The sequence below is a fragment of the Shinella sp. G-2 genome (assembly GCF_050172695.1).
Classification (GTDB): domain Bacteria; phylum Pseudomonadota; class Alphaproteobacteria; order Rhizobiales; family Rhizobiaceae; genus Shinella.
Map to the genome: position 1 here is coordinate 132,410 of NZ_JBBEYH010000001.1, position 14,845 is coordinate 147,254.

The window sequence follows — 14,845 nt, forward strand, 5'->3', positions numbered from 1 at the left end:
ACCTTACCGGCGCGGCTCGCCGCCCTGCGCATAGACCGATTTCTGCTGGAACTTGAACACGTGGCCGCAGCGGCAGCGGATCATGTGTTTGTCCGGATACTTCGATGCGCGTTCGGTGATGAAGCCATGCGGCAGTGCGTCCACGGTGAAATCCGGGTTCTTGCGGGTCGGCATGTCGTCTTCGGAGACCTCCGCATAGCCGGAATTGCCGCACATGGCGCATTCGAGTTTGCGCGAATAGCGGTCGCGGGCGGCCATGGCATGCTCCTTCGTCGGAATCGGGTTCGCCGTTAATAGGCATCGCCTCCGCCGGTTTCAATGCTTCATGCGGCCAGCAGGGCCTGAAGCGCGGCGATGATGCGCCGATGCTGGTGCGCATGCCGGGTGCGCACGTTGACGGCGGCATAGACGGGCTGGGCGATGGGCTCGGCCCCCGCCACCCGGCTCGCCGCGCCGGTCCGGAGCAGCCGCTTCGCATCCGCTGCCGTCACGAAGGCAGAGCCGCCGAGCTTCTGCATCAGCGCGAGGATGGCGGTCGTCTCGCCGCTGGCGATGGGCGCGGTCGAAAGATCCGGATGGGCCTGCCGGTGCAGCCGGTCGAAGGCGGGCGAATAGACGGCCTGGATATAGTCGTCCGGCTTGACGTCCTCGATGCGCGCCACCTTGTTGCTCACCATCTCGTAATGCACGTCGCCGATGCGCTCGTAATGCAGGTCCGGCAGGTAGTGGGGCGTGAAGAGGATGGCGAGGTCGAGGTCGCCGGCCCCGAGGTCGCGGTTCATCTGGCTGGAATAATCGACCTCCAGATAGATGGAGGTGGCCGGCAGTTCCCGGCGCACCGCCGCCAGCCATTCGCCGGCATAATGGGCGGCAAGATCGTGCTGCAGGCCGATGCGCATGGAACGCTCGTAGGCGCCGGCCGTCTCCACCGCGCGTGCCGCCTCATGCCATTGATGCTGCAGGGCTTTTGCATGGTCGAGGAAGCGCAGGCCCGCCGCCGTCGGCTGGGTGCCGCCCTTGTTGCGGGCGAAGAGCTTTCGCGCGAACAGCGCCTCCAGCGCATTGATGCGATGGGTGACCGTCGATTGCGTGATGTTGAGCCGCTCCGCCGTGCGGTTGAAATTGCGGGTTTCCATCAGGTCCAGGAATGTCTCAATCAGGATGATTTGCATGAATGCGCCGCAATTTCCCTATGTTTGACGTCAGTCTAATCGATATTGTCGATTAATAAAGCGGCTTCCATCCGCTTGCCGCCCGGCGCTTTGGTTGCCACAAATCCCCGTCAAAGAAGGGGATCGAGAATGTCCGCACTGCCAAGCCATGCCCGGGTCGTCATTATCGGCGGAGGCGCCGTGGGCGCGTCGGCGCTCTATCATCTGGCGAAGGCCGGATGGACGGACTGCGTGCTCCTGGAAAAGAACGAGCTGACGGCCGGCTCCACCTGGCATGCCGCAGGCAATGTGCCGACCTTCTCGTCGTCCTGGTCGATCATGAACATGCAGCGCTATTCGGCCTCGCTCTACCGCGAGCTTGGCGCGCTGGTCGACTATCCCATGAACTACCATGTGACGGGCTCGATCCGTCTCGGCCACTCCAAGGAGCGCCTGCAGGAGTTCAAGCGCGTCGTCGGCATGGGCCGCTATCAGGGCATGGACCTCGATATCCTCTCGCCCGACGAGATGCGCGGCAAATATCCCTTCCTCGAGACGCACGATCTCACCGGCGCGCTCTACGACCCCTATGACGGTGACATCGACCCCGCCCAGTTGACTCAGGCGCTCGCCAAGGGCGCGCGCGACATGGGCGCAAAGATCTTCCGCTTCTGCCCGGCGACCGGTGCGCGCCGCGAGGGCGAGGATTGGGTGATCTCCACGCCGCAGGGCGAGATCCGCTGCGAGAAGGTCGTCAACGCCGCCGGCTACTATGCCCGCGAGGTCGGCAAATGGTTCGGCCGCGACGTGCCGATGATGGTGATGAGCCATCAATACATGCTGTTCGAGGAAATCCCGGAACTGGCCGCCTGGTCGCGGGAGGCCGGCCACAAGCTGCCGCTGCTGCGCGACGTCGATTCGTCCTACTATCTCCGGCAGGAAAAGACGGGCATGAACCTCGGCCCCTACGAGCGGAACTGCAAGGCGCACTGGGTGACGCCCGACGATCCGATGCCGGACGATTTCTCCTTCCAGCTCTTCCCCGACGATCTCGACCGGCTCGAATGGTATCTCAACGACGCCGTCGAGCGCGTGCCGATCCTCGGCACGGCGGGCCTTTCGCGCATGATCAACGGGCCCATTCCCTATGCGCCTGACGGCAATCCGCTGATCGGCCCGATGCCGGGCGTGCCGAATGCCTTCGAGGCCTGCGTCTTCACCTTCGGCATCTGCCAGGCGGGCGGGGCCGGCAAGGTGCTGGCGGAATGGGTGACGGAGGGCGAGACGGAATGGGACATGTGGTCCTGCGATCCGCGCCGCTATACGGCCTTTGCCGCCGACAAGGACTATTGCGTCGCCAAGGGCATGGAAATCTACGGCCACGAATATGCCATGCATTTCCCCAAGCACGCCTGGCCGGCGGGACGCGACCGGAAACTGTCGCCGATCCACGACCGCATCAAGGCGCTCGGCGGCCAGTTCAAACCCTATAACGGCTGGGAACGCGCCAACTGGTACGCGCAGCCCGGCGACGACCTTTCCGAGGCGTCGACGCAGACCTGGAACCGCGAGGGACCATGGCGCCCGCGCATCGAGGAAGAGTGCCGCGCCGTCGCCGAGGCCGCCGGCATCCTCGACCTTCCGGGCTTTTCGCGCTTCCGCGTCAAGGGGGAGGGCGCGACGGCCTGGCTCTCCACGCTCATCACCGGCAAGGTGCCGAAGCCCGGCCGCATCGGCCTTGCCTATTTCTCCGACGACAAGGGCCGCATCGTCACGGAAATGTCCGTCATGATGCTGGCGGAGGACTTCTTCTTCCTCATCACCGCCGCGACCGCGCAGGCGCACGATTTCGAGTGGCTCCAGAAACATCTGCCGAAGAACCCGGCCTTCACGCTCGACGATGTGACGGAAAACTTCTCCTGCCAGATCCTTTCCGGCCCCAGGTCGCGCGCCATCCTTTCCGAGGTCTGCAAGGCCGATCTCACCATGCCCTGGCTCACCCATCAGCCGGTGGAGATCGCCGGCCGCTGGTGCCAGCTGGTGCGCGTGTCCTTCGCCGGCGAACTCGGCTGGGAAATCCACACCAAGGTTGAGGACACGGCGGTCATCTTCGACGCCGTCTGGGCGGCGGGCCAGGCGCATGGCCTGAAACCGTTCGGCATGGAAGCGCTCGACAGCCTGCGCATCGAGAAGGGCTATCGCGCCTGGAAGGGCGATCTTTCGACCGACTACACCATCCTGCAGGGTGGGCTCGACCGCTTCGTCGACTGGGCGAAGCCCGATTTCAAGGGCAAGGCGGCGCTGGAGCGCGAGAAGCAACAGGGCGTGAGCAAGCGTTTCGTGCTGCTGACGGTCGATGCCGGCGAATGCGATGCGCCCTACATGTCGACGCTCTGGCACGGCGGCAAGGTGGTGGGTGAAACCACCTCCGGCAACTGGGGCTACCGCACCGGCAAATCCATTGCGCTCGGCATGCTGCGCGCCGACCTCGCCGTGCCCGGCAGCGAGATCGAGGTGGAAATCTACGGCGACCGCTTCAAGGCGACCGTCCAGCCGGACGGCCCGCTCTTCGACCCCAACAATGAAAGACTGCGCGCATGAGCAAGCCCATTCCCTCCAAGGCGAGAGCCGTCATCATCGGCGGCGGCGTGTCCGGCTGCTCGGTCGCCTATCATCTCGCGAAGCTCGGCTGGACGGATGTGGTTCTGCTCGAACGCAAGCAGCTCACCTGCGGCACGACCTGGCACGCCGCCGGCCTTATCGGCCAGCTCCGCGCCTCGCAGAACATGACGCGGCTCGCGAAATATTCCGCCGACCTCTATGTCAAGCTCGAAGCCGAAACCGGCATCGGCACGGGCATGCGCCAGTGCGGCTCGATGACCGTGGCGCTGACCGAGGAGCGCAAGGAGGAAATCTATCGCCAGGCCTCGCTGGCCCGCGCCTTCGATATCGATGTGCGCGAGATCACCGTCGACGAGGTGAAGGGTCTCTATCCGCATCTCAACACGGCCGACGTGAAGGCCGCCGTGCACCTGCCGCTCGACGGCCAGTGCGACCCGGCCAACATCGCCATGGCGCTTGCCAAGGGCGCGCGGCAGAACGGCGCGACGGTGATCGAGGGCGTCAAGGTGACGTCGGTTCTGACGAAGGACGGCCGCGTGACGGGCGTTACCTGCGAGCAGAACGGCGAGACCTTCACCATCGAGACGGAAAATGTCGTCAACGCCGCCGGCATGTGGGGGCGCACGCTCGCCGACATGTCGGGCGTCACGCTGCCGCTGCATGCCTGCGAGCATTTCTACATCGTCACCGAGCCGATCCCGAACCTCCAGCGCCTCCCGGTGCTGCGCGTGCCGGACGAATGCACCTATTACAAGGAGGATGCCGGCAAGATGCTGATCGGCGCCTTCGAGCTGAAGGCCAAGCCCTGGGGCATGGACGGCATCAGCGAGGACTTCTGTTTCGACCAGCTGCCGGAGGACTTCGACCACTTCCAGCCGATTCTCGAAAACGCCATCAACCGCATGCCGATGCTGGAAACCGCCGGCATCCACACCTTCTTCAACGGCCCGGAAAGCTTCACGCCCGACGACCGCTACTATCTCGGCGAAGCCCCGCAACTGAAGGGCTACTGGGTCGCCGCCGGCTACAATTCCATCGGCATCGTCTCCTCCGGCGGCGCCGGCATGGCGCTCGCCCAGTGGATGAACGACGGCGAGCCGCCTTTCGATCTGTGGGAAGTGGATATCCGCCGCGCCCAGCCGTTCCAGCGCAACCGCGCCTATCTGAAGGACCGCGTCTCCGAAACGCTCGGCCTGCTCTATGCCGACCATTTTCCCTATCGCCAGATGGCGACGGCGCGCGGCGTGCGCCGCTCGCCGCTGCATGAGCACCTGAAGGCCCGCGGCGCCGTATTCGGCGAGGTCGCCGGCTGGGAACGCGCCAACTGGTTCGCCAAGGACGGCCAGGAGCGGGAATACCGCTATTCCTGGAAGCGGCAGAACTGGTTCGAGAACCAGAAGGAAGAGCACCTTGCCGTGCGCAACGGCGTCGGCCTCTTCGACATGACCTCCTTCGGCAAGATCCGTGTGGAAGGCCGCGATGCGCTCGCCTTCCTGCAAAGGCTCTGCGCCAATCAGATGGACGTCGCCCCCGGCAGGATCGTCTATACGCAGATGCTCAATGCGCGCGGCGGCATCGAGAGCGACCTGACGGTGACGCGCCTCTCCGAAACCGCCTTCTTCCTCGTCGTGCCCGGCGCGACGCTTCAGCGCGATCTTGCCTGGCTGCGCAAGCACCTGAAGGACGAGTTCGTCGTCATCACCGATGTGACGGCGGCCGAAAGCGTGCTCTGCGTCATGGGACCGAAGGCGCGCGACCTCATGCAGAAGGTCAGCCCCAACGACTTCTCGAACGCCCATCATCCCTTCGCGACGGCGCGCGAGATCGAGATCGGCATGGGCCTTGCCCGCGCCCACCGTGTCACCTATGTCGGCGAACTCGGCTGGGAGCTCTATGTCTCCACCGACCAGACCGCCCATGTCTTCGAGACGCTGGAGGCGGCGGGGGCCGATGTCGGCCTGAAACTCTGTGGCCTTCACACGCTCGACAGCTGCCGCATCGAAAAGGCTTTCCGCCATTTCGGCCACGACATCACCGACGAGGATCACGTTCTGGAAGCCGGCCTTGGCTTTGCGGTGCGCACGAAGAAGGGCGATTTCATCGGTCGTGACGCCGTGCTGCGCAAGGAGGAGGAAGGTCTGAAGCGCCGCATGGTGCAGTTCAGGCTCACCGATGCCGTGCCGCTCCTCTTTCACAACGAGGCGCTGGTGCGTGATGGCAGGATCGTCTCGACCATCACCTCCGGCAATTACGGCCACACTCTCGGCGGCGCCATCGGCATGGGCTACGTGCCCTGCGCGGGCGAGAGCGAGGCGGATGTGCTGGCCTCGCGCTACGAGGTCGAGATTGCCGGCGTGCGCGTGGCGGCGGAAGCCTCGCTTGCGCCGATGTACGATCCGAAAGCCGAGAGGGTACGGGCATGACCAGCCTCGCCGAACGCCACCAGCGCTTCCATGACCTCCATCAGTCGGGCTGCTTCGTCATCCCGAACCCGTGGGACATGGGCTCCGCCCGCATGATGGCGGCGTCCGGCGCGGTGGCGCTCGCCACCACCTCCGCCGGTTTCGCCTTCACGCTCGGCCGGCCCGACATGGGCCGCGTGACGCGCGAGGAAGCGCTGAAGCATGCGGAAGACCTGGTGCGCGCCACGCCGCTTCCCGTCTCCGGCGATTTCGAGAACGGTTTTGCCGATGCGCCGGACGATGTGGCCGAGACGATCCGCCTTGCCGCCGAAGCGGGCCTTTCCGGCTGCTCCATCGAGGATACGCGCATGGTCGAGGGCAACCCGGCCTATGGTTTCGATCTCGCCGTGGACCGCATTCGCGCCGCCGCGGACGCTGCCCGCTCGCTCGGCCGGCCCTTCGTGCTGTGCGCCCGCGCCGACGGCGTGATGAACGGTGTCTACGATCTCGACGAGGCCATCCGCCGCATCCAGGCCTTCGAGAAGGCGGGCGCGGACCTGCTCTATGTCCCGGTGCCGCCGGGCGAGGCGGAGTTGCGCCGCGTGGTGCAATCGATCGCAAAACCGGTCAATGCGCTTGCCGCCGGGCCGTTGCGCCAGCTCACCGTGCCGCAGCTCGCCGCCATCGGCGTGCGCCGCATTTCCCTCGGCTCGATGATCGCCCGCGTCACCCACGCGGCCATTGCCGAGCAGATGGAGGCCATCGTCAGGGATGGCAGTTTTGCAAAATTGTCCGCCGCCGCATCGGGGGACCGGATCAATCAGATGCTCGCCGCCGGAACCGGGGATATCGGCTCGGGTTGAGACATCAACCCCCACCCGGACAGGCAGAGCGAAACGAGACCCTTTGAGGCGCAAGCCTTCGCGCAGGAGTGAACCATGACTGAAGCCGCAACGTTGACCTCCCGTCGTGCCGGCGGCCGCGCCGCCCGTGTCGCCATGCGCGCCGCGCCGCTGGCGGAAAATGTCCGTCCCGTTCGCCCTGGCCTGCCCGGCGGCCAGTACAAGCCGCTGACGGAGGCGGCCGTGCGCCGCATTCATGAGGCGGCGCTCGACGCGCTGGAGAATATCGGTCTCGCCAATGCCCCGAAATCCGGCGTCGAAATCATGACGCGTGCCGGCGCCATCCTCGGCGAGGACGGGCGCCTGCGCTTCCCGCGCGCGCTTGTCGAGGACATGCTGGCGCTTGCCGCACGGGACATCACGCTCTTCGGCCGCGACCCCAAATACGACCTCGAACTCTCGGGCACCCGCGTCTACTACGGCACGGCGGGCGCGGCCGTGCACATCGTCGACGTCGAGAAGCGCGAATACCGCGAATCGACGGCGAAGGATCTCTTCAACGCCGCCCAGCTCGTCCACCATCTCGACAACATCCATTTCTTCCAGCGGGCCATGGTCTGCCGCGATGTCGCCGACAACTTTCTGATGGACATCAACACGCTCTATGGCTGCTGCGCCGGCACGTCCAAGCATGTCGGCACCAGCTTCTCCGATCCATCGCATGTCGCCGGCTGCTTCGATCTCATCCACATGATGGCGGGCGGCGAGGACAAGTGGCGGGCGCGTCCCTTTGTGTCGAACTCCAATTGCTTCGTCGTGCCGCCGATGAAGTTCGCGGAGGAAAGCTGCATCACCATGGAGGCCTGCATCCGTGCCGGCATGCCGATCCTCCTGCTTTCGGCAGGGCAGGCGGGTGCCACGGCCCCGGCGCCGCTCGCCACCGCCATCGTGCAGGCCGTCGCCGAGTGCCTTGCCGGCGTCGTCTATGTCAACGCCATGGCGCCCGGCCATCCGGCGATCTTCGGCACCTGGCCCTTCGTTTCCGACCTTCGCACCGGCGCGATGTCCGGCGGCTCGGGCGAGCAGGCCCTGCTCACGGCCGGCTGCGCGCAGATGCACCAGTTCTACGGTCTGCCGGGGGGCGCTGCCGCCGGCATCGCCGATTCGAAGCTGCCCGACATGCAGGCCGGCTGGGAACAGGCGATCTCCAACGTCATGGCCGGCCTTTCCGGTCTCAACATGGTCTATGAGTCCGTCGGCATGCATGCCTCGCTGCTCGGCTTCTGCCTGGAAAGCCTCGTGCTCGGCGACGACCTGCTCGGCCAGGTCCAGCGCTGCGTGCGCGGCATCGACGTCACGGAGGATTCCGTCTCGCTGGAGACCATGCGCTCGGTCTGCCTCGACGGCCCCGGCCACTATCTCGGCGACCCGCAGACCCTGTCGCTGATGCAGACGGAATATGTCTATCCCGCCGTCGCCGACCGTACGAGCCCGAAGGAATGGGCCGAGATCGGTCGTCCGGATCTCGTGCTGAAGGCGATCGAGCGCAAGAACCGCATCCTCTCGGAAGCCGGCGGTCCGCTCTTCGATTTTGCGACGGACCAGGCGGTGCGCGAGAAGTTCAAGATCTATTTCTAGAGTTTGTCAGGGAAAAGTGGGAACCGGTTTTTCCGAAAAGACAAACGAAAACAAAAGAATTTAGAGCATGTCTGGTTCAATCTGAACCTGACATGCTCTAGATCATTTCCAGCCGAGGCCTTGTCGCCTCGGCTGGAATGTTTCAGGCCCTGCGGTCGAAATGGGTGCGCAGCGACACGTGCGTCTGCACGGTCGCGATGCCCGGCGTCGTCGCGATCTGGCGGCGCACGGTGTCGAGTTCGGCGTTGGACGCGCATTCGACGAGCAGCATCAGGTCCGTCGGTCCGGCCAGCGACCAGCAGGTCACGACATTCGGAATGCCGGTGAGATGCGGCACGATGTGATCGCAACTGCGGCCCTGCTGGAAACCGACGGCGATCAGCGCCTCGACGCCCGGCCGCTCCCGGTCGATGCCGAGTTTCACCGTGTAGCCGGCAATCACGCCCCTGGCCTCCAGCCGGCGGATGCGCTCGTGCACCGCGCTACGGGAGAGCCCGCTGTGGCGCGCCAGTTCCACGAGGCTCTGGCGGGCATCGGCGCGCAGCGCCGCGAGCAGAAGCCTGTCCTTGTCATCCAGCTCGTTCATCCGGAAAATTCTCCCTGTTGCCGGACGGATGTCCTGTTCTCCGTCACCTTGCTGCGCGAAACCGGATGGAAAAGCAACTATTCGTCGATCATCAGCTCAAGGAGAGATCGATGCCGACCATTCCGCAGAACGCCGTCCTCATCCCCATCGACATGCAGCGCGCCTTCGACGCCGCGCCCTGGCCGGCGCGCTGGAACGACCGGCTCGACGCGAACGGCCTTGCCCTCCTTTCCGCCTGGCGGGCCGCGGGACGGCCGATCATCCATGTCCGACATGACAGCATCGTGCCGGGTTCCACGCTCGGTCCCGGCACGGCGGGCAATGCACATCGTCCCGGTTTCGAGCCGCAGACCGGCGAACCGCTGGTCACCAAAAGCGTCAACGCCGCCTTCATTGGCACGGATCTCGAGTTGCGGCTGCGCCGTCTCGGCGCCGACACCATCGTGCTCTTCGGTCTGTCGACGGATATGTGCGTCTCGACCAGCGTGCGCGTCGGCGCCAATCTCGGTTACCGCGTCATTCTGGTCGAGGACGCCTGCGACTGCTTCGACCTGCCGGACGGGACGGGCGGGACGATCCCGGCGGCGGAAGTGCACCGCGTCCATGTCTCGACGCTCCGGCATGAGTTTGCCGAGGTGCTGCGGACGGCTGACCTCGTCTGAAGCGTTTCCAGCCGAAACGGCGTCGTTCTGGCGTCGGAGAATGCGGCAGAAACAAAAAGATGGGGCAGTTCCGGTGAGCCGGTGTTCACCGGGTTTGTTCTAGATCATGTCAGGTTCAGATTGAACCAGACATGCTCTAAATTCTTTTGTTTTTGTTTGCCTTTTCGGGAAAACCGGTTCCCACTTTTCCCTGACAAACTCTAGCGGCCCGCGGCCCGCACGTCGCGCAGGCCGAAATCGAAGCGCGGCGTCGTGACAGGGGCAAGGTCGAGGCCGGGGAAGACGGCGAAGGTGCTGAAGGGCTGGCTTTCGCCCGGCAGCACGCGCAAGACGACCAGTGCGCTGTCGCGGCCCGCCTCGCGGCACACCCCGTTCGGGCAGTCGGACAGCACGACGTTGAGCCGGACGGATTGCAGCGGCGCACCGCCCTTGTTGGTGATGCGACCCGTGACGCGGTAGCTGGTCTTCGTCTGGCCGGGGCTTGCCTGCATGTCGGTGAGATCGATGCTGTCGGCGGTGAGGGCCGGAGTTGCTACCTCGGGTGTTGTGACCGTGCCCGTGGGGGCGCGCTCGTCGACGAACCAGATCAGCAGGGCGCTTGTCAGGCCTATGGCCACCACGATGGTGAGGACGGGTTCGACCCAGCTTTGAAAGCGCCGGAAGCGCAGTGCGAGATAGAGAATGGCCGCCGCCGCGACTGCGAATGCCCAGATCATTCAGGTCCTCCTGGGCATGATATAGCGTGCGCGGCGGGCCGCCGGAAGGGCGGCCGCTTCAATTCGACTTGTTCATTCCGGCTTGAGGCTGATCCAGTAGGCGCCGTCGAAGGGAACGGCGGCGAAGCGCTCGTTGATCTCCTTCAATGTCGCCTCGGGGTCGATATCGCCGAAGAGGTCGGGGCGCAGCCAATGCGCGAAGGCCTCGGCGGCGAGAATGTTGATCGGCACGGTGTTGAAGAAGTTCCACAGGCCGTAGACACGCTGGTCCTTCACGGCCTTGAGATTTGCCAGCAGCGGGTCGGAAACGGCGCGGGCGAGCGTCGTGCGCGCCTCGTCGGGAGCGACGCCCGGGCCGACGGAGAAGCTGCTATAGGCGCCGCCCGGCGAGGCGGTGGCGATATAGACCTCGGGGTTTGCCGCGACGATGAATTCCGAATTCACGATGCCGCCCTGCGGCGGCAGGCTTGCGGCGACGTTGCGGCTGCCGGTGAGGCCGATAAAGGCGCCGAGATTGCCGGTGCCGTAGGCATAGCAGCACTTTTCCGGATTGGGGAAGGCGTCGAGCAGCACGGTCGGGCCGGGCTCGGCATGGGCGGCGGCGCGGTCGCGGATGCGCTGGATGCGTGCGTCGTAGAAGTCGGCGAAGGCGTTCGCCTGTTCCTCGCGGTTCAGCACCTTGCCGATGAGGCGCATGTTGTCTGCCGTGGTGTTCAATGCGCCGCTGTTGAAGTCGACCACGATGACGGGCACACCGATCTCTTCGAGATAGCCGATGGCCTGCTTGCCGAGGTCCGTATCCGCCTGCCAGTTGGCGAGAATGGCAAGGTCGGCCTTCAGCGACAGCGCCACCTCGAAGGAGAGGCTGATGCCGTCGCCGACGACCGGCACGTTCTCGATGGCGGGGAATTTTTCCTTGAAGCGCGCGTAGATTTCCGGGTTGTCGCCCTTCATGTCACTCGCCCAGCCGGAGAGGATGCTGACGGGATCGGGGTGGATGAGCGACAGCGCCACGAGATTGAAGCCGCTGGCGAGCAACACGGCCTTCGGTTCGGCGGGAATGGTGACGGTGCGGCCGAAAGCGTCGGTGACGGTCAGCGGATAGTGCACTTCGGCGCGGGCAGGCAGGCCCGCGAACAGCAGGAAGGCGGCGGCGAAGAAGGCGAAGAGGGGACGGATCATTGTTTTCTCAGTTCCGGCAGGGCGCAGAGTTCGCCGCAACCGGGTATGCCCGGCAGCATGTAGCGCAGGCAGCAGACCTTGCGGCGACAGTGGGTGACGCCCGCCTCCAGTTCATGTCGCAGGCAGCCGTGGAAGGGATTGCGGTTGCCATCGGCAAGCTGCGGGCAGTCGAACAGCGGTTGCGAGGGCCAATGGTCCTCGCCGTCGGAGGAGGCGCGCTCCGTCGTGTTGAAGGCATAGTCGATATAGACGGCCGCATTGTTCCAGGCGAGTTTCGGCGCGATGCCGGACTTTTCCTTGAGAAGGGCGACGGCGCGCGCGAGGTGACAGTCCACCAGCGGCGTGACGAAATCGACGAGGGTCTTGCCGCCGCTCCATTCGCCCTCGTGCGGCAGGCCGAAGGCGCGCGGCAGGCCGTCCTCGCCGATGGCGATGGTCATGGTGTCGAAGGCGACGGGCAGGGTCATTTCCGCCCGCCGCGCCACGACATAGGGGATGGTGAGCGCGGAGAAATAGTAGAGCGACCAGAAGGAGGCCGCCGCCCGGCGATCCGCCCCGCCATGGCTTGCCGCGTAGCGGTCGAGCGTTTCGGTAAAGCCGTCTCCCGCCAGGAAATCGCGAAGCGGCACAGCGCCCTCCAGCTCCGCGGAAAGCATCATCTTCTCGCCGCACCAGGCATGTTCGCCGGTAAAGACCGCCTTCAGGCTGGGCCTGAAAGCGGTCTCACCGTCCTGGAGGAAGGGGGTGTTCAAGGGCTTACCACTGATACTTCAGGCTGCCGATGACGGTGCGGCCCTGGTCGCGGTAGCAGAAGCCGGCCGAGCACACGGCATCGCGCCGGTTGAAGAGGTTTGTGGCGTTGACCTGCAGCTTCAGGCCCTCGAAGTCCTTGTTGATCGCACTGAAATCGTAATCGATGGCGGCGTCGACCAGGGCGCGCGAGTTGTTCTTCGTGGTGTTGGCGTCGCTGCCGTAGCTCGATCCGGTGAAGCGAACGCCCGCGCCGAAGCCGAGGCCGGAAAGCGCGCCATCCTCGGGCATGTCGTAATGCGCCCAGAGCGATGCCATGTGGCGCGGCACGGAGGAGACGTCGTGGCCGAGCGTGGCGGCCGGGCCTTCGATGATCTTGGCCTGCGTATAGGTGTAGGAGGCGATCAGCGACAGGCCGTTGTCGAGACTGGTGGAAGCTTCCAACTCGAGACCGCGCGAGCGCAGCTTGCCGCGCTGCACCTGGATGTTCGTCGGGCCGGAAGGCAGGTTGACGACTTCGTAGTAGAGGCCGTTCTTCTGGTCGATGTTGAAGAGCGCGGCGGTCAGCAGCGTATTGCTGTCGGGCAACAGGTACTTCACGCCGATTTCCTGCTGCGTGCTTTCCGTCGGCTTGAAGGGATTGCCGGTTTCCAGGTTCACGCCGGCATTCGGCGAGAAGGCGGTGGAGTAGCTGGCATAGGGCGTGATGCCCCATTCGGTTTCGTAGGTCACGCCGGCGCGCCAGGAGAAGGCGCGGTCGCTCTGCTTGATCGTGTCGACGATGCCGGTCGCAAGGTCGGTGTTGTCGGTATCGGTCGAGACCCAGTCGTAACGCCCGCCGAGCGTGAAGGTCAGTGCGTCGTAGCGGATCTGGTCCTGCAGGTAGAGGCCGGTGATGAACTGGTCCTGCACGCTCTGCGTCTGGAAGTCGATGGGCGCGACGGGGCGGCCGAGCGTCGGGTTGCGGCTGTCGAGCGGCGGGGAAACGCCGTAGCCGTTGAGCGATTTCCAGTAGACCTTGGTGACGTCGACGCCGGTCAGCAGCGTGTGCTCCAGCGCGCCGGTGTCGAATTTCGCCTCGAGCTGGTTGTCGACCGTATAGGTGTTCAGCCACTCCTCGAAGGTGCCGGCGCTGCTGTCGAGCAGCAGCGGGTCGATGGCGTTCGGCTGATAGGCGAAGGCCCAGTCGGCATCGATGTTCAGCCAGGAGGCGCGGGCGTTCTGGCGGAAGGTGAAGGTCTCGTTCAGGCGGCGCTCGAACTCATAGCCGATGCGGCCCTGGCTCTGGATGGAATCGTTGAAGGCGGGGTTGCCGGCGAAGAAATCGCTGACCGTGGCGCCGTCGAAATAATAGGCGGCGGTGCCGCCGGTCTTGGTGCGGGAATATTCGCCGAGGATCGTCAGGCGGGTGTCTTCGTCCGGCTTCCAGGTGAAGGCCGGGGCAAGATAGAGCCGGTCATCGGGAACGCCGACCTGCTCGGTGTCGGCCGAGCGCGCAAGGCCGGTCAGGCGGTAGAAGAACGGATCCTCGTCATTGACCGGGCCGGAGAAATCGAACTGGCCCTGGTAGCGGTTGTGGCTGCCCCCCTGCACCTCGACCTCGCGCAGCACGTCTTCCGTCGGGCGCTTGCTGATGAGGTTGTAGAGGCCGCCCGCGCCGGATGCGCCATAGAGCGCGGAGGAGGGGCCGCGCAGGATCGAGACGCCTTCGAGGCCGTAGGGCTCGGTCTTGAACAGCGAGGAGCCCGCTCCCGGCTGGCGCAGGTTGTCGCGGAAGACACCGGTATAGGTCACGTCGAAGCCGCGCACGGTGAAGCTGTCGAAACGCGGATCGAAGCCGTAGCCGCCGACGCGCGTGCCCGGCGTATAGGCGAGCGTGTCGAGCAGGGTCTGCGGGTTGCGGTCCTCCAGTTGCTGCTTGGTAATGGAGGAGATCGACTGCGGCGTCTGGATGAAGGGTGTATCGGTCTTTGCGCCCGTCGCGCTGCTCTTTCCGACATAGCCGTCCGCATTGATCACGCCGCCGCTGCCGCCATCGACGACGATGTCTTCAAGAACGGTGGCCGTGCCGGCATTGGCCGCCGGCTCCTGTGCCGCGGCCATGCTGGCGAGCGTGAGGAGGGAGGTACCGGCAAGGGCGAGGCGAAGCGAGGAGCGAAGGGAAGCGTGCATGCGGAAGGTCTCTCTGACGAAACGGTCAATACATGACTGCTTTTATCAGGATTCTTTCCGTTGCAACAATATATATGATTATTCGAGTCATGTTTCTGGTCGTGTTGCCGCATCGCAACACG

General features: G+C 65.1%; 12 protein-coding genes. 5 read left to right on the top strand and 7 right to left on the bottom strand.

Features of this window, described 5'->3' with window-relative positions; translation table 11 throughout:
- Positions 1-3 precede the first annotated feature (3 nt).
- Together V8U06_RS00665 and V8U06_RS00670 are read right to left on the bottom strand one after the other, a co-directional pair.
- Positions 4-258: a hypothetical protein gene (locus V8U06_RS00665; RefSeq protein ID WP_226918413.1), complete on the bottom strand. Its 255-nt coding sequence runs from the start codon at positions 256-258 to the stop codon at positions 4-6.
- A gap of 65 nt (positions 259-323) precedes the next feature.
- On the bottom strand, positions 324-1,172 hold the full coding sequence (locus V8U06_RS00670; protein WP_427139068.1) for a LysR family transcriptional regulator: 849 nt from the start codon (positions 1,170-1,172) through the stop codon (positions 324-326).
- Positions 1,173-1,301: 129 nt separating this feature from the next.
- On the opposite strand from V8U06_RS00670, the gene V8U06_RS00675 reads away from it, so the two are divergent.
- The 4 genes from V8U06_RS00675 (at position 1,302) to V8U06_RS00690 (ending at position 8,655) form a co-directional block, all read left to right on the top strand.
- Positions 1,302-3,752 carry a GcvT family protein gene (locus tag V8U06_RS00675; protein WP_427139069.1) on the top strand — a complete coding sequence of 817 codons (2,451 nt, stop codon included), beginning with the start codon at positions 1,302-1,304 and terminating at the stop codon, positions 3,750-3,752.
- Positions 3,749-6,196, top strand: coding sequence for a GcvT family protein (locus tag V8U06_RS00680; protein ID WP_427139070.1), 2,448 nt, complete (start codon positions 3,749-3,751; stop codon positions 6,194-6,196). The genes V8U06_RS00675 and V8U06_RS00680 overlap by 4 nt, the downstream gene beginning before the upstream one ends.
- The gene (locus V8U06_RS00685; RefSeq protein WP_427139071.1) at positions 6,193-7,038 is read left to right on the top strand and encodes an isocitrate lyase/PEP mutase family protein; all 846 of its coding nucleotides are present in this window, start codon (positions 6,193-6,195) and stop codon (positions 7,036-7,038) included. Before V8U06_RS00680 ends, V8U06_RS00685 begins: the two co-directional genes overlap by 4 nt.
- Positions 7,039-7,113: 75 nt before the next feature.
- Positions 7,114-8,655 (top strand): trimethylamine methyltransferase family protein, encoded by a 1,542-nt coding sequence (locus tag V8U06_RS00690; protein WP_226918418.1) that lies wholly within the window; start codon positions 7,114-7,116, stop codon positions 8,653-8,655.
- 142 nt (positions 8,656-8,797) lie between these two features.
- Here V8U06_RS00690 and V8U06_RS00695 read toward each other — a convergent pair whose 3' ends face one another.
- Complete coding sequence (locus tag V8U06_RS00695; protein WP_427139072.1) at positions 8,798-9,241, bottom strand: Lrp/AsnC family transcriptional regulator; 444 nt, start codon at positions 9,239-9,241, stop codon at positions 8,798-8,800.
- 110 nt (positions 9,242-9,351) lie between these two features.
- Between V8U06_RS00695 and V8U06_RS00700 the strand changes: the two genes are divergently transcribed.
- Positions 9,352-9,903, top strand: coding sequence for a cysteine hydrolase family protein (locus V8U06_RS00700; RefSeq protein ID WP_427139073.1), 552 nt, complete (start codon positions 9,352-9,354; stop codon positions 9,901-9,903).
- 200 nt (positions 9,904-10,103) lie between these two features.
- On the opposite strand, the gene V8U06_RS00705 is transcribed toward V8U06_RS00700, so the two are convergent.
- The 4 genes from V8U06_RS00705 to V8U06_RS00720 all read right to left on the bottom strand — a co-directional run bounded on the left by V8U06_RS00705 (position 10,104) and on the right by V8U06_RS00720 (position 14,723).
- On the bottom strand, positions 10,104-10,619 hold the full coding sequence (locus V8U06_RS00705) for a hypothetical protein (RefSeq protein WP_427139074.1): 516 nt from the start codon (positions 10,617-10,619) through the stop codon (positions 10,104-10,106).
- A gap of 72 nt (positions 10,620-10,691) precedes the next feature.
- The gene (locus tag V8U06_RS00710) at positions 10,692-11,801 is read right to left on the bottom strand and encodes an ABC transporter substrate-binding protein (protein ID WP_427139075.1); all 1,110 of its coding nucleotides are present in this window, start codon (positions 11,799-11,801) and stop codon (positions 10,692-10,694) included.
- Positions 11,798-12,460 (bottom strand): siderophore-iron reductase FhuF, encoded by a 663-nt coding sequence (gene fhuF, locus V8U06_RS00715; RefSeq protein ID WP_427139553.1) that lies wholly within the window; start codon positions 12,458-12,460, stop codon positions 11,798-11,800. Before fhuF ends, V8U06_RS00710 begins: the two co-directional genes overlap by 4 nt.
- A gap of 97 nt (positions 12,461-12,557) precedes the next feature.
- Positions 12,558-14,723, bottom strand: a complete 2,166-nt coding sequence (locus V8U06_RS00720; protein ID WP_427139076.1) for a TonB-dependent siderophore receptor — start codon at positions 14,721-14,723, stop codon at positions 12,558-12,560.
- Positions 14,724-14,845 lie beyond the last annotated feature (122 nt).

Coding starts and splice junctions, on each gene's coding strand:
- V8U06_RS00720 (WP_427139076.1), bottom strand. CDS start 14,723: ATGCACGCTTCCCTTCGCTCCTCGCTTCGCCTCGCCCTTGCCGGTACC.
- V8U06_RS00680 (WP_427139070.1), top strand. CDS start 3,749: ATGAGCAAGCCCATTCCCTCCAAGGCGAGAGCCGTCATCATCGGCGGC.
- fhuF (WP_427139553.1), bottom strand. CDS start 12,460: ATGATGCTTTCCGCGGAGCTGGAGGGCGCTGTGCCGCTTCGCGATTTC.
- V8U06_RS00675 (WP_427139069.1), top strand. CDS start 1,302: ATGTCCGCACTGCCAAGCCATGCCCGGGTCGTCATTATCGGCGGAGGC.
- V8U06_RS00705 (WP_427139074.1), bottom strand. CDS start 10,619: ATGATCTGGGCATTCGCAGTCGCGGCGGCGGCCATTCTCTATCTCGCA.
- V8U06_RS00700 (WP_427139073.1), top strand. CDS start 9,352: ATGCCGACCATTCCGCAGAACGCCGTCCTCATCCCCATCGACATGCAG.
- V8U06_RS00690 (WP_226918418.1), top strand. CDS start 7,114: ATGACTGAAGCCGCAACGTTGACCTCCCGTCGTGCCGGCGGCCGCGCC.
- V8U06_RS00695 (WP_427139072.1), bottom strand. CDS start 9,241: ATGAACGAGCTGGATGACAAGGACAGGCTTCTGCTCGCGGCGCTGCGC.
- V8U06_RS00685 (WP_427139071.1), top strand. CDS start 6,193: ATGACCAGCCTCGCCGAACGCCACCAGCGCTTCCATGACCTCCATCAG.
- V8U06_RS00665 (WP_226918413.1), bottom strand. CDS start 258: ATGGCCGCCCGCGACCGCTATTCGCGCAAACTCGAATGCGCCATGTGC.
- V8U06_RS00670 (WP_427139068.1), bottom strand. CDS start 1,172: ATGCAAATCATCCTGATTGAGACATTCCTGGACCTGATGGAAACCCGC.
- V8U06_RS00710 (WP_427139075.1), bottom strand. CDS start 11,801: ATGATCCGTCCCCTCTTCGCCTTCTTCGCCGCCGCCTTCCTGCTGTTC.